Source organism: Clavibacter sp. CT19 (assembly GCF_027858075.1).
Taxonomy (GTDB): Bacteria; Actinomycetota; Actinomycetes; order Actinomycetales; family Microbacteriaceae; genus Clavibacter; species Clavibacter tessellarius_A.
This window is the reverse complement of record NZ_JAQHYR010000010.1, coordinates 73,261-86,098: the sequence shown is the minus strand read 5'-3', so window position 1 is coordinate 86,098 and position 12,838 is coordinate 73,261. Positions and strand designations below refer to the sequence as shown.

At 73.0% G+C, this 12,838-nt stretch carries 14 protein-coding genes; 9 read left to right on the top strand and 5 right to left on the bottom strand.

All coding sequences use genetic code 11. From position 1 onward, the window contains the following. The first annotated feature begins 94 nt into the window (after window positions 1-94). The gene (gene lepA, locus PED38_RS12965; protein ID WP_063070280.1) at window positions 95-1,942 is read left to right on the top strand and encodes a translation elongation factor 4; all 1,848 of its coding nucleotides are present in this window, start codon (window positions 95-97) and stop codon (window positions 1,940-1,942) included. A gap of 66 nt (window positions 1,943-2,008) precedes the next feature. Here the strand turns inward: lepA and PED38_RS12960 are convergent, their stop codons facing one another. Both PED38_RS12960 and PED38_RS12955 read right to left on the bottom strand, forming a co-directional pair. Next, on the bottom strand, window positions 2,009-2,848 hold the full coding sequence (locus tag PED38_RS12960; RefSeq protein WP_270981597.1) for a hypothetical protein: 840 nt from the start codon (window positions 2,846-2,848) through the stop codon (window positions 2,009-2,011). Between the two features lie 266 nt (window positions 2,849-3,114). Beyond that, on the bottom strand, window positions 3,115-3,888 hold the full coding sequence (locus PED38_RS12955) for a hypothetical protein (protein WP_063070279.1): 774 nt from the start codon (window positions 3,886-3,888) through the stop codon (window positions 3,115-3,117). A gap of 376 nt (window positions 3,889-4,264) precedes the next feature. On the opposite strand from PED38_RS12955, the gene PED38_RS12950 reads away from it, so the two are divergent. Beyond that, on the top strand, window positions 4,265-4,918 hold the full coding sequence (locus tag PED38_RS12950) for a DUF1990 family protein (protein WP_063070278.1): 654 nt from the start codon (window positions 4,265-4,267) through the stop codon (window positions 4,916-4,918). A 38-nt stretch (window positions 4,919-4,956) separates the two neighbouring features. Here PED38_RS12950 and PED38_RS12945 read toward each other — a convergent pair whose 3' ends face one another. Further along, window positions 4,957-5,658, bottom strand: a complete 702-nt coding sequence (locus tag PED38_RS12945) for an HAD family hydrolase (RefSeq protein ID WP_063070277.1) — start codon at window positions 5,656-5,658, stop codon at window positions 4,957-4,959. Window positions 5,659-5,719: 61 nt separating this feature from the next. On the opposite strand from PED38_RS12945, the gene hemW reads away from it, so the two are divergent. Beyond that, the gene (gene hemW / locus PED38_RS12940; RefSeq protein WP_063070276.1) at window positions 5,720-6,943 is read left to right on the top strand and encodes a radical SAM family heme chaperone HemW; all 1,224 of its coding nucleotides are present in this window, start codon (window positions 5,720-5,722) and stop codon (window positions 6,941-6,943) included. 51 nt (window positions 6,944-6,994) lie between these two features. On the opposite strand, the gene PED38_RS12935 is transcribed toward hemW, so the two are convergent. Together PED38_RS12935 and PED38_RS12930 are read right to left on the bottom strand one after the other, a co-directional pair. After that, entirely contained in the window at window positions 6,995-7,408 is a 414-nt protein-coding gene (locus tag PED38_RS12935) for a VOC family protein (RefSeq protein ID WP_063070275.1), read from the bottom strand. Between the two features lie 10 nt (window positions 7,409-7,418). Next, window positions 7,419-7,814 carry a DUF4870 domain-containing protein gene (locus PED38_RS12930; RefSeq protein WP_063070274.1) on the bottom strand — a complete coding sequence of 132 codons (396 nt, stop codon included), beginning with the start codon at window positions 7,812-7,814 and terminating at the stop codon, window positions 7,419-7,421. Window positions 7,815-8,000: 186 nt separating this feature from the next. Between PED38_RS12930 and hrcA the strand changes: the two genes are divergently transcribed. Genes hrcA through ybeY form a run of 6 tightly spaced genes read left to right on the top strand, consistent with a single transcriptional unit; the run spans window position 8,001 to window position 12,830 of the window. After that, window positions 8,001-9,023 (top strand): heat-inducible transcriptional repressor HrcA, encoded by a 1,023-nt coding sequence (gene hrcA, locus PED38_RS12925; RefSeq protein ID WP_063070273.1) that lies wholly within the window; start codon window positions 8,001-8,003, stop codon window positions 9,021-9,023. 60 nt (window positions 9,024-9,083) lie between these two features. Continuing rightward, window positions 9,084-10,196, top strand: coding sequence for a molecular chaperone DnaJ (gene dnaJ, locus PED38_RS12920; protein WP_270981596.1), 1,113 nt, complete (start codon window positions 9,084-9,086; stop codon window positions 10,194-10,196). A 2-nt stretch (window positions 10,197-10,198) separates the two neighbouring features. Then, complete coding sequence (locus PED38_RS12915) at window positions 10,199-10,951, top strand: 16S rRNA (uracil(1498)-N(3))-methyltransferase (RefSeq protein ID WP_063070271.1); 753 nt, start codon at window positions 10,199-10,201, stop codon at window positions 10,949-10,951. A gap of 28 nt (window positions 10,952-10,979) precedes the next feature. Further along, window positions 10,980-11,336, top strand: coding sequence for an HIT domain-containing protein (locus PED38_RS12910; protein WP_063070270.1), 357 nt, complete (start codon window positions 10,980-10,982; stop codon window positions 11,334-11,336). After that, window positions 11,323-12,372, top strand: a complete 1,050-nt coding sequence (locus PED38_RS12905) for a PhoH family protein (RefSeq protein ID WP_270981595.1) — start codon at window positions 11,323-11,325, stop codon at window positions 12,370-12,372. Before PED38_RS12910 ends, PED38_RS12905 begins: the two co-directional genes overlap by 14 nt. Next, on the top strand, window positions 12,369-12,830 hold the full coding sequence (gene ybeY / locus PED38_RS12900) for an rRNA maturation RNase YbeY (RefSeq protein WP_043669058.1): 462 nt from the start codon (window positions 12,369-12,371) through the stop codon (window positions 12,828-12,830). Before PED38_RS12905 ends, ybeY begins: the two co-directional genes overlap by 4 nt. Window positions 12,831-12,838 lie beyond the last annotated feature (8 nt).

Here is a 12,838-nt window from a genome sequence, read left to right as displayed (position 1 = left end):
GCGCCCGGCCCCGGCGCCGGCGCTCGGACTGGCCGGACCGCCCCGCCATGGGATGATCGTCGGACCGCCCCACCCGCTCGACCTTGAGGAACGCGTGAGCCCCCTAGCAACGAAGGCCCTCCGGCCCGCCGCGACCGACCCCGCGTCCATCCGCAACTTCTGCATCATCGCCCACATCGACCACGGCAAGTCCACGCTGGCCGACCGCATGCTGCAGCTCACGGGCGTCGTCGAGTCGCGCGCCATGCGCGCCCAGTACCTCGACCGCATGGACATCGAGCGCGAACGCGGCATCACCATCAAGAGCCAGGCCGTGCGCATGCCGTGGGAGCTGGAGGGGAAGACCTACGCGCTCAACATGATCGACACCCCCGGTCACGTCGACTTCTCGTACGAGGTCTCCCGCTCGCTCGCCGCATGCGAGGGCGCGATCCTCCTGGTCGACGCCGCGCAGGGCATCGAGGCCCAGACGCTCGCGAACCTCTACCTCGCGCTCGAGAACGACCTCACGATCATCCCGGTGCTCAACAAGATCGACCTGCCGGCGGCGGATCCCGACAAGTACGCGGCCGAGCTCGCCTCCCTCATCGGCGGCGACCCGGCCGACGTCCTGCGCGTCTCCGGCAAGACGGGCGCCGGCGTCGAGGAGCTGCTCGACCGGGTCTCGCGCACCATCCCCGCTCCCGTCGGCGACCCCGACGCGGCCGCCCGCGCCATGATCTTCGACTCGGTCTACGACGCCTACCGCGGCGTGGTCACCTACGTCCGCATGATCGACGGCAAGCTGAGCCCGCGCGAGAAGATCGCGATGATGTCGACGCGCGCCACCCACGAGATCCTCGAGATCGGCGTGAGCTCGCCCGAGCCCACGCCGTCCGACGGCCTCGGCGTCGGCGAGGTCGGCTACCTCATCACGGGTGTGAAGGACGTGCGCCAGTCGAAGGTCGGCGACACCGTCACGACCGCGGCGCGCCCCGCGACCGAGGCGCTGCCCGGCTACACCGAGCCGCTGCCCATGGTCTTCTCCGGGCTCTACCCGATCGACGGATCCGACTACCCCGACCTCCGCGACGCCCTCGACAAGCTGAAGCTCTCGGACGCCGCGCTCGTCTACGAGCCCGAGACCTCGGTCGCGCTCGGCTTCGGCTTCCGCTGCGGGTTCCTCGGCCTCCTGCACCTGGAGATCATCACCGAGCGCCTGTCGCGCGAGTTCGGCCTCGACCTCATCACCACGGCGCCCTCCGTCATCTACGAGGTCACGAGCGAGGACAAGAAGACGGTCACGGTCACCAACCCGAGCGAGTTCCCGGGCGGCAAGATCGTGAGCGTCTCCGAGCCCGTGGTGAAGGCCGCGATCCTCGCCCCCAAGGACTACGTCGGCACGATCATGGAGCTGTGCCAGTCGCGGCGCGGCATCCTGCTCGGCATGGAGTACCTCGGCGAGGACCGGGTGGAGATCCGCTACACGATGCCGCTCGGCGAGATCGTGTTCGACTTCTTCGACAACCTCAAGAGCAAGACGGCCGGCTACGCGTCGCTCGACTACGAGCCCGCGGGCTCGCAGGAGGCCGACCTCGTGAAGGTCGACATCCTGCTGCAGGGCGAGCAGGTCGACGCGTTCAGCGCCATCGTGCACCGCGACAAGGCGTACGCGTACGGCGTGCTGATGACCGGGCGCCTGCGCGAGCTCATCCCGCGCCAGCAGTTCGAGGTGCCGATCCAGGCCGCCATCGGCGCCCGGATCATCGCCCGCGAGTCCATCCGCGCCATGCGGAAGGACGTGCTCGCCAAGTGCTACGGCGGCGACATCACCCGCAAGCGCAAGCTGCTCGAGAAGCAGAAGGAGGGCAAGAAGCGCATGAAGATGGTCGGCCGCGTCGAGGTCCCCCAGGAGGCGTTCATCGCCGCGCTCTCGGGCGACACGGAGAAGAAGGCCAAGTAGCCGCCCCCCCCCGCACGACGCGCCCCCTGCCTCTCGAGGCAGGGGGCGCGTCGCGTGCGGAGCAGGTCAGCAGACGGTCGGCTTCGGCGAGCCGGCGGCGGTCCACTGGCGGAACGTCAGCGCGACGCCCCGGGGAGCCGCGAGGCCGACGTAGCGGATCTCCGAGCTGCCCCGCGCGGAGCAGTACCTGTCGTTCGGGAAGGACGGGACGACCTTCGGCGTCGGACGGCCGGCGTCGAGCCACGTGTCGTAGGAGATCGCGGTCTGCCCGCCCGTGAGGGGATCCGGACCGACGATCGTGCCGAGCCAGGAGAGCTTCGAGAAGCCGACGGCCTCACGGCGGTCGACCGCCGGGTAGCCGAGGGTGCGCCACTCGGCGAAGGTCAGCGTGTGCCACTCGGCGGCATCCGAACCCCAGAGCGTGCCGGTGCGCACGAGCAGCTCGTCGGACGTCGGGTACTGGACGACGGTGGAGGAGAACGGCAGCGCGCCCCGCGTCGGCGCCGGCGATCCGGCGCGCCGCCACTCGGTGCCGGTCAGCACCGCCGTGAGGCCGGAGTGCGTGCCCATCACATCGGCGAAGACGGTGCTGTCCCAGGGGAGGAGGCGGTAGGCGACGGCCGCGGGGACGGGACGCGGGAAGCCGTCGGCCTTCCACTCCGCGAAGGTCGCGTAGCCGATCCCGGGGACGTCGGCGGAGACGGGGGACTCGACGATCAGCGAGTCGTTGAAGGGGACCGAGTAGTAGGTGTCCCCGGCAGCGGCCTGGGCTGGTGCCGCGGCGAGGACGCTGCCGCCGAGGACGAGCGCCCCGACGAGGGCGAGGGCGAGGGCGGGCAGTGAGCGGTTCATGATGGCCTTCCGATGGGCGACGCCGAGGCGCCGAGAGGTGTCGTGCTGGATCATGCGGACCGAGGATCCGCCCGTTCCGGCTCGGCCTCGCAGGCCCAAGGTAGCGGCTTCCACTCGCGTAGGAATGCAGCTCTGATCACGGTTTCATCACGGCACCGACCACCCTCGGACGAGGGTTGGGCGGACGGATGAGGAGGTGGTCCTCGCGGGAGGGATGCGCGCGGCGCCTGGACCTGCTAGGCGTGCGCACCGCACGTGGCCTGGACGACGAGACGCGCCCCGCCTCGAGAGGCGGGGCGCGTCAGGCGCTGCGGGAGGGGTCAGCAGGTGGCGGGCTCAGGCGACCCCGCGGCGACCCACTCGCGGTAGGTGAGCGCCATGCCCTCGGGCGCGGCCTTCCCCACGTAGCGGATCTCGGCGGCTCCGGCCGCGTGGCAGAAGCGGTCGCCGTCGTAGGACGCGACCACGACGGGGGTGGGGCGGGCGAAGCGGTCCCAGACCGCGAACGAGACGGGGCCCGTCTCGCCCGAGCTGGACACTGGGCCGACGAGCGTCGCGTTCCAGGACAGCTTGGAGAAGATGCGCGGCGACGTCGTGTCGACGGCCGGGTAGCCGAGGTGCGCGTACTCGGCGAAGGTCAGCTGGTGGTATCCGGGGTCGTCGGTGAAGGAGGACTCGGACTCCACGACGAAGAGCTCGCCCGATCCGGAGTACTGCAGGATGCTCGACGCGGCCGGGAGGCGGTCCGTACGGGGCGTCGGGGACCCGGCGCGCCGCCACTCGGCGGAGGTCAACGAGACCGAGAACGCCGCGTCGCCCGCGGTGCTGTCGGCCTGGACGGTCGACTCCCACGTGAAGCGCACGTACTGCGTGGCGGCGGGCTGCGGCGCCGGGAAGCCGGCGGCGCGCCACGTCTCGAAGGACGCGGGCTGTGCTTCGGCGCGCCCGGCGACCGTCGTCACCTGGAAGAGCGAGGAGTCGTAGGGCACGGAGTAGAACGTGCCGCCGGCGGCCGCGGAGGCGGGGGTCGCGACGGCGACTCCGGCGACGGCGAGAGAGCCGGCGACGGCGAGGGCGGTGAGGGAGCGGAGCACGGGAGGACCTTCCGAGGACCGACGACGAGCGTCGGGAGAGGGGGATGCGCGACGCTCGGGAGGCCCGGCGCCGACTGAAGGATAGGGGTCCGCGGAGGACGGCCGCGCGCGTTCGGATCACGATCCGGTGACGGTCCTCGGGCCCCTGCATCGCGGGGATGACGGCGTCGTCGGGATCCTCATCCGGAGGGATGACGTCGAGGGTCCGAGCCCCCGCCCGGGGGCACCGAGAGCCCTCGGACGGGGGCTCGTCCATGCTGGCGGCACGCGCCGCGGCGCATCCGGCGATGGCTCGGAGCACCGGCTCGGCTCCGCTCCGCAGCGGTCCGCCCGGCGTCGGCCGGGACGTCCAGCGGCACGCCGTAGTCTGATCCTCATGCGCCGCAGCACCTACACCGCGACCGCCGTCACGTACGGCTCCGTCGGCGGCACCCAGGCCGTCGATCTCATGACCTACCCGCCCGAGGGCTACCGCCCCGCCGAGGCGAGCGCCCGGCTCGGCAGCGGCGACGAGCGCTTCGAGCAGGCCGTCGCCCTCCTCATGACCTGGGGGGTGCAGCGCGGCAGCGGGATCGACGTCACGCGCATCGAGCAGGAGGTGCCGGACGAGCCCGGCTACCGCGGACTGGAGTTCGACGAGGACGGGGTGCCCCAGGTGCCCGCCGACCGCCCGCGCGAGGCGCTGTACGGCGACGACGGGACCGCGTGGATCACGTCGGGGACCTCGGCCGTGCTGCGCATGCCGTTCGGGCCGTTCCACCCGGAGGCGCCGGTGCGCGTCGTCTACACCGTCGAGGAGGCCGACCGCGTCGGCTTCGCCTACGGCACGCTGCCCGGCCACCCGTTCAGCGGCGAGGAGGCGTTCCTCGTCTCCCGGGAGCCCGACGGCAGCGTGTGGCTCACCCTCCGCGTCTTCTCCCGCCCGGCCTCGTGGCCGCTGCGGCTGGCGAGCCCCGTCCTCCGCGTCGTGCAGGGGATCTTCACGCGCAGGTACCTGCGCTCGCTGCACCCGGCGGTCGCCTCGGCCTGATCCGCGGCGCCGCGTGCTCCGCCCCTCGGGTGCCGGGATCAGCGCGCGGCGAGCCCGTCCAGGAACGCGAGCACCTCGTCGCGCCCGGCCCGGAGGTCCGGCACCACGAGCGCCGCGTGCGCGTCCGGGGCCCGCAGCGCGTCCACGTCATACGCCCCCGTCGCCACCGCGACGAACGGGAAGCCCGCCGCCTCCGCGGCGACGCCGTCCGCGGGGGTGTCGCCGATGATCACGACGGGCGCGCCGGCCAGCTCGGCGGCCGCCCGCCGGGTGAGGTCGCTGCGGATCCGGGCCTCGTGCCCGAACGCGGACGCGTCCCAGTCGAACAGGCCGACGTCGAGCCCGGCGCCGTCGAGCTTGTACCGGGCGCGGAGCGGCGAGTTGCCCGTGAGGAGCGCGTTCACCCAGCCGCGTGCCGCCACGTCGGCCACGAGCTCGGGGACGCCGACCGGCACGGTGCGGCGGCCAGGACCGTAGTGCTCGACCCGCGACAGCTCCTCGAGGTGCTGACGGACCGGCGCGTGCAGCGACTCGGGCAGGCCGTAGACGTCCAGGGTCTCCCAGATGATCTGCCCGTCGGTCTTGCCGTGCGCGTGCACCGTGCGGTCCACGAGCGGCTCGCCCGCGGCCAGCTCGATCGCGCGGTGGTACATGCTGCCGGAGCGCGGGCTGTTGTGGAGGAGCGTGCCGTCGACGTCCCAGAGGACGTGGAGGGGCCGGGGCGTGGGGGCGGCGGTCATGCGCCCATCCTGCCGGAGGCCGCTGCACGGACCGGCCTCCGCGCCGGGGGATGATGGACGGATGCCGTCCGCCCTGCCCCTCGCCGATCCCGCCCCCGCCGACGGCCTGCTGCCCGCCTCCGCGTCCGCGGGCGCCGACGAGCGCGCGTTCGGCGTCTACCTGCACGTGCCGTTCTGCCGCGTGCGCTGCGGCTACTGCGACTTCAACACCTACACGGCGCCCGAGCTCCGGGGCGTGAAGCAGTCGGACTACGCGTCGCAGGCCGTGCAGGAGGTGCGGTTCGCCGGATCCGCCCTCCGCGACTCCGGCGTACCCGCACGGCCCGCCTCCACCGTGTTCCTCGGCGGCGGCACGCCCACCCTCCTGCCGGTGGAGGACCTGGTGCGGATGCTCGACGCCGTGCGCGAGACGTGGGGCATCGCGGAGGGCGCCGAGGTCACGACCGAGGCGAACCCCGACAGCGTCGACGACGCCTACCTCGCGGCCCTCGCGGCGGGCGGCTTCACGCGCGTCTCGTTCGGCATGCAGTCGGCCGTGCCGCGCGTGCTGGCGACGCTGGAGCGCACGCACGACCCCGCCCGCATCGCGCCCGTCGTCCGCGGCGCCCGCGCGGCCGGGCTCGAGGTGAGCCTCGACCTCATCTACGGCACGCCGGGGGAGAGCATCGACGACTGGCGCGCCTCGCTCGAGCAGGCGATCGCCCAGGAGCCCGACCACCTGTCCGCGTACGCGCTCATCGTGGAGCCCGGCACGAAGCTCGCGCGGCAGATCCGCCGCGGCGAGGTGCCCGAGCCCGACGAGGACCTCCAGGCCGACATGTACGAGCTGGCCGACCGCATGCTGGGCGAGGCCGGCTACGAGTGGTACGAAGTGAGCAACTGGGCCCGCGGCGGCCGCCGCAGCCGCCACAACCTCGCGTACTGGCAGGGCCACGACTGGTGGGGCGTCGGACCCGGCGCGCACAGCCACGTCGGCGGCGTGCGCTGGTGGAACGTGAAGCACCCGGCCGCCTACGCCGACCGCGTGCTCGCGGGCGCCTCCCCGGGCGCCGGCCGCGAGAACCTCGACGACGCCACGCGCGAGGTGGAGCGGGTCCTGCTCGGGGCGCGGATCCGCGACGGCCTGTCCATTCCCACCCTCACCGTCGAGGGGCGCCGCCAGGTCGCCGGGCTCATCGCCGACGGCCTCGTGGACCCGCGCGCCGCCCTCGCGGGCACCCTCGTGCTCACCCTGTCGGGGCGGCTCCTCGCCGACGCCGTGGTCCGCCGCCTCCTCGAGGACTGACACGGGCCGTGGTCCGCCGCCTCCTCGAGGCCGGCGCGCACCGCCGCCGGGTCAGAGGACGACCGCGCCCACCTCGTCGCCCGCCTCGCGCTCGGCGTCGCTGCGCTCCACGCAGAACTCGTTCCCCTCCGGGTCGGCGAGCACGACCCACCCGCTGCCGTCCGCGTTCCGCCGGTCGGCGACGAGCGTCGCGCCGAGGGCGAGCACCCGGTCGACCTCCTCGTCGCGCGTGCGGTCGTCGGGCGCCAGATCGAGGTGCACCCGGTTCTTCGCCGTCTTCGGCGCGTCCGTGCGCTGCAGGATGATGCCGAGGCCCGACACCGGGTCGCCGAGCCACGCCGCGTCCTCGTCGGGGCGGTTGGGCTCGTCCGGATCCTCCGCGAAGCCGGTGACGCCCGCCCAGAAGAGCGAGAGCGCGTGCGGGTCCCGGCAGTCCACGGCGACGTGGCGGATCCTGGCGCTCATCGGTCCCCGACTACTTGATCCACCGGATGTTGAGCGGGTAGCGGTAGGGCCGACCGCCCTGCACGCGCGCGCCGCCGATGATCGCGAACACGATGTTGACCACGACGACCGCGAAGATCACGAGGCCGAGCAGCACGGAGATGAGGATCCCGAGGAACGGGATGACCACGAAGACGGCCTGGAGCACGTTGAGGATGACGAGCACGCCGGCGACGTTGATCGTCCAGTTCGTCGCCTCCTTGCCCTCCTGGTCCGTGAAGCGACCGCGTTCCCGGAACACGAGCCAGACGATGAACGACGGCACGATGAGGATCGCGAGGAAGTGCGTCAGCGACGCCCACAGCCGGTCCTCGCCCGGGGTGAGGGGGGCGGGGGCGCCGTAGGGGTGGGGATCGGGTGCGGACATCGCGGGCCTCTCGGTGCACGGCACGGGCCGACGGCCGGTGGATCGCGCGGGATCGTGTGGGTGGTGCCCGGCCTCGCCCGGCCCCACCACGCTACCTCCGCCGACGCGCGACCGGCAATGCCGGGCCGTCGGATCCACGCGGTACGATTGGCAGTCAGAACCGACGAGTGCCAGGAGGGAGCCGCCATGGTCTCGGAACGCGGACTCGACGTCCTCCGGGTGATCGTGCAGGACTACGTGTCCTCCCGTGAGCCCGTGGGCTCCAAGTCCATCGTGGAGCGCCACGCCTTCGGCGTCTCGGCCGCCACCATCCGCAACGACATGGCCCTGCTCGAGGAGGAGGAGCTCATCGCGGCGCCGCACACCTCCTCGGGACGCGTGCCGACGGACAAGGGCTACCGGCTCTTCGTCGACCAGCTCGCGGACGTGCGCCCGCTCACCCCGGCGCAGCGCCAGGCCATCCACGTGTTCCTCGGCCAGTCGGTCGACCTCGACGACGTGCTCGCGCGCACCGTGCGGCTCCTCGCGCAGCTCACCAACCAGGTCGCGCTCGTGCAGTACCCGTCGCTCGCGACGAGCCACGTGAAGCACGTCGAGCTGGTCGCGCTGTCGGCCACGCGCGTGCTCACCGTGCTCATCACCGACACGGGCCGCGTCGAGCAGCGCGTCGTCGAGCTCCAGGGCGATCCCGACCAGGAGTTCCTCGCGGCCATGCGCACGCGGGTGAACGCGGCCGTCGGCGGTCTCGGCCTCGCCGAGGCGGCCGCACGCCTCGAGACCCTGGCCGACGAGGTGGAGCCCGCCCAGCGGGCCGCCGCCGCGGCTCTCGCGGGCACGCTCGTCGAGCAGGTGCTCGCGAACCGGCAGGAGCGCCTGCTGCTCGCCGGATCCGCGAACCTCGCCCGCACCGAGCGCGACTTCCCGGGCAGCATCTCGCCCGTCCTCGAGGCGATCGAGGAGCAGGTGGTGCTCCTGCGCCTGCTCGGCGAGATGGAAGCCGACCAGCACGGCGTCTCCGTGAGCATCGGGCGGGAGAACGCCCCGTTCGGGCTCGGCGAGACGAGCGTGCTCACCAGCGGCTACAGCTCGTCGGGAGGCGTGCTCGCGCGCCTCGGCGTGCTGGGCCCGACCCGCATGGACTACTCCACCAACATGGCGTCGGTGCGCGCGGTCGCGCGCTACCTCTCGCGCCTGCTCGAGGAGCGGTGACGCCCGCACGCCGGCGCACCGCCCCTGTTCCCCACGACCATCACCACCGAAGGGCCCGACGTGGCTGACCACTACGAAGTACTGGGCGTGAGCCGCGAGGCGACGTCCGAGGAGATCAAGAAGGCGTACCGCAAGCAGGCGCGCCAGCTGCACCCGGACGTCAACGACGCCCCCGACGCCGCCGAGCGGTTCAAGCTCGTGACGCACGCGTACGACGTGCTGTCCGACCCGCAGCAGCGCCAGCAGTACGACCTCGGCCCGCAGGCCGGGTTCGGCGGCGGCGGCCAGGGCTTCGGCGGGTTCGGCGACATCTTCGAGACGTTCTTCGGCGGCCAGCAGGGCGGAGGGGGGCGCGGTCCGCGCTCGCGCCAGGAGCGCGGCCAGGACGCGCTCCTCCGCGTCGAGGTCGAGCTCGAGGAGGTCATCTTCGGCGTGCACCGCGACCTCGAGATCGACACGGCCGTCGTGTGCGACACGTGCCACGGATCCTGCGCGCAGCCCGGCACGAGCGCCGTCACGTGCGACATCTGCCGCGGCTCCGGCAGCATCCAGCGCCAGGTGCGCTCGCTCCTCGGCAACGTCATGACGTCGAGCCCCTGCGGCACCTGCCGCGGCTACGGCACCGTCATCCCGCACCCCTGCCCCACGTGCGCCGGCCAGGGCCGCGTCCGCGCGCGCCGCACTGTGCCGGTCGACATCCCGGCCGGCGTCGACACGGGCCTCCGCCTCCAGATGCCGGGCTCCGGCGAGGTCGGCCCCGCGGGCGGACCGAACGGCGACCTCTACCTGGAGATCAAGGTCGCGCACCACGACGTCTTCAGCCGCAACGGCGACGACCTGCTCGCCACGGTCGAGGTGAGCATGGTCGACGCGATCCTCGGCAGCGACGCGCGCATCGAGGCGCTCGACGGCGCGGTGGACCTCGAGCTCCGCCCCGGCATCCAGAGCGCCGAGATCATCACGGTCCGCGGGCGCGGCGTCACGAAGCTCCGCGGCTCGGGGCGCGGCGACCTCAAGATCGGCATCCAGGTGGTGACGCCGCAGAAGCTCGACCACAGGGAGCGCGACCTCATCCAGCAGTTCGCCAAGCGCAACAAGGCGCCCGCGCCCCACCTCGCGCACTTCCAGCAGGGCCTGTTCCAGAAGCTCCGCGACCGCTTCCTCAACGTCTGACCGTGGCGCACTTCCACCTCGCGGACGACCTCGGCGACGGCGAGCTGGCCGTGGGAGCGGTCGTTGCGCTCGGCGCCGCGGAATCGCGGCACGCGGTGACCGTCGGCCGGATCCGCGCGGGCGAGGGCCTGCTCGTCGGCGACGGCCGCGGGACGATCGCGTCGTGCATCGTCACGACCGCGGATCCGCAGCGGCTGGAGCTGCGGGTCGACGGTGTCGAGGAGCACCCCGAGCCGTCGCCGCGCGTCGTGCTCGTGCAGGCGCTCGCGAAGGGCGACCGCGACGAGCTCGCCGTGCAAGCCGCGACCGAGCTGGGCGTCGACGCCGTGATCCCGTGGCAGGCGCAGCGCTCGATCTCCCGCTGGGAGGGCGCCAAGGTCGCCAAGGGGCGGGACCGCTGGCGCGCGATCGTGCGCGAGGCCGTGAAGCAGTCCATCCGCCCGCGCGTGCCCGGCGTGGAGGGGCTCGCGACGACGAAGGACCTCGCGCGGATGGCCGCCACCGCCCGCGTGCTCGTGCTCGACCCGACCGCCGCGACGCGGCTGTCCGCGCTCGACCTCGCCGCCCCCGCCGAGGCCGAGGCGACCGACGTGCTCCTCGTCGTGGGACCCGAGGGCGGCATCAGCCCGGCGGAGGTCGAGGTGCTCCGGGAGGCCGGGGCGATCCCGGTCGCGCTCGGCTCGGGCATCCTCCGCACGTCCACCGCAGGACCCGCAGCGCTCGCGCTCGTGAACGCGGCCCTCGGGCGATGGTGACGTCGCGGGCGCCGCGTAGGCTGGACGCATGAGCGAGACCCGAGAGCCCACCGTCTTCGAGCGCATCGTCGCCCGCGAGATCCCGGCCGAGATCGTCGCGGAGACCGAGCGCGTGATCGCGTTCCAGGACATCGCCCCGAAGGCCCCCGTCCACGTCCTGGTCGTGCCGAAGACGGCCGCGTACCGCGATGTCGTCGAGCTCGCCGCGGGCGACCCGGGCCTCCTCGCGGAGGTCGTCGACCTCGCGTCGCGCATCGGCGCCGAGCGGGCGGGCGGGCAGTTCCGCCTCGTCTTCAACACGGGCGCGGCGGCCGGCCAGACGGTCTTCCACGTGCACGCGCACGTGCTCGCGGGCTTCGGCCAGGGGGACCATGTCGGGTTCTGACCCGCGGGGCGGCGCGTCCGCGGAGGAGGAGCGCGTCGAGCAGACGGCGACGATGGACGGCGTGCTCATGGTGCGCCTCCTCGGGCCGCAGGACCGGCTGCTCCGGCAGATCGAGCGCGAGCACCCGGACGTCGACGTCCGGGTCCGCGGCAACGAGATCACGCTCGTCGGCACCCGGGCGGACGTGGCGTCGGCCCGTCGGCTCATCGACGAGGTCGTGGCGATGGTGGAGGACGGACAGCACGTGGAACCGCAGGAGATCGAGACGAGCGCGCGCCGGCTCGGCCAGGACGACGCCCGGACGCTGTCCGACGTGCTGAGCGAGGCCATCGTGCAGTCGCGCGGCCGCGTCGTGCGCCCCAAGACGCCCGGCCAGAAGCAGTACGTCGACGCCATCGACGCGAGCACGATCGTGTTCGGCATCGGCCCCGCGGGCACCGGCAAGACCTACCTCGCCATGGCCAAGGCCGTCCAGGCGCTGCAGCGCAAGGAGGTCGAGCGGATCATCCTCACCCGCCCGGCCGTCGAGGCGGGCGAGCGGCTCGGCTACCTGCCCGGCTCGCTGACCGACAAGATCGACCCGTACCTCCGGCCGCTGTTCGACGCGCTCAACGAGATGATGGATCCCGAGCTCGTCCCGAAGCTCATGGCCTCCAACACCATCGAGGTGGCGCCGCTCGCCTACATGCGCGGGCGCACCCTCAACAACGCGTTCGTCGTGCTCGACGAGGCGCAGAACACCACTCCGGAGCAGATGAAGATGTTCCTCACCCGCCTCGGCTTCGGCTCGAAGATGGTGGTCACGGGCGACATCACGCAGGTCGACCTGCCCACGGGGTCGAGCGGCCTCCAGCTCGTCACCCGCGTGCTGGACGGCATGGACGACATCCACTTCTCCCGCCTCACGAGCGACGACGTCGTGCGGCACACCCTGGTCGGCCGCATCGTGGACGCGTACACGCGCTACGACGCGGAGCGCCAGGCCGCCGACCACCTCCGCGCCGAGCGCCGCATCGCCCCTGGGAGCACCCGATGAGCATCGAGATCAACAACGAGTCGGCGATCGAGGTCGACGAGCCGCTCATCCAGCGCCTCGCCACCTACGCGCTCGACACCCTGCACGTGCACCCGGACGCCGAGCTCGCCATCGTGATGGTGGACGAGGGCGCGATGGAGCAGCTGCACGTGCAGTGGATGGACGAGCCGGGTCCCACGGACGTCCTCAGCTTCCCGATGGACGAGCTGCGCCCCGGCACCGAGGACCGCCCGACGCCCGCCGGGCTCCTCGGCGACATCGTGGTCTGCCCGCAGGTCGCCGCCGAGCAGGCCGTGACGGCGGGGCACTCGACCATGGAGGAGATCCTGCTGCTGACCGCGCACGGGATCCTGCACCTGCTCGGGTTCGACCACGCCGAGCCCGACGAGGAGCGCGAGATGTTCGGGCTCCAGCGCGACATCCTGATCGGGTTCGCCATGAGCGAGCGCGGTCGCTGACCCGCCGA

What these genes read in the sequence shown, in the direction of transcription:
- PED38_RS12960 (WP_270981597.1), bottom strand. Translation starts at nt 2,848, where the DNA reads ATGATCCAGCACGACACCTCTCGGCGCCTCGGCGTCGCCCATCGGAAG.
- hrcA (WP_063070273.1), top strand. Translation starts at nt 8,001, where the DNA reads ATGGTCTCGGAACGCGGACTCGACGTCCTCCGGGTGATCGTGCAGGAC.
- PED38_RS12945 (WP_063070277.1), bottom strand. Translation starts at nt 5,658, where the DNA reads ATGACCGCCGCCCCCACGCCCCGGCCCCTCCACGTCCTCTGGGACGTC.
- PED38_RS12930 (WP_063070274.1), bottom strand. Translation starts at nt 7,814, where the DNA reads ATGTCCGCACCCGATCCCCACCCCTACGGCGCCCCCGCCCCCCTCACC.
- PED38_RS12950 (WP_063070278.1), top strand. Translation starts at nt 4,265, where the DNA reads ATGCGCCGCAGCACCTACACCGCGACCGCCGTCACGTACGGCTCCGTC.
- PED38_RS12905 (WP_270981595.1), top strand. Translation starts at nt 11,323, where the DNA reads ATGTCGGGTTCTGACCCGCGGGGCGGCGCGTCCGCGGAGGAGGAGCGC.
- PED38_RS12935 (WP_063070275.1), bottom strand. Translation starts at nt 7,408, where the DNA reads ATGAGCGCCAGGATCCGCCACGTCGCCGTGGACTGCCGGGACCCGCAC.
- hemW (WP_063070276.1), top strand. Translation starts at nt 5,720, where the DNA reads ATGCCGTCCGCCCTGCCCCTCGCCGATCCCGCCCCCGCCGACGGCCTG.
- ybeY (WP_043669058.1), top strand. Translation starts at nt 12,369, where the DNA reads ATGAGCATCGAGATCAACAACGAGTCGGCGATCGAGGTCGACGAGCCG.
- PED38_RS12910 (WP_063070270.1), top strand. Translation starts at nt 10,980, where the DNA reads ATGAGCGAGACCCGAGAGCCCACCGTCTTCGAGCGCATCGTCGCCCGC.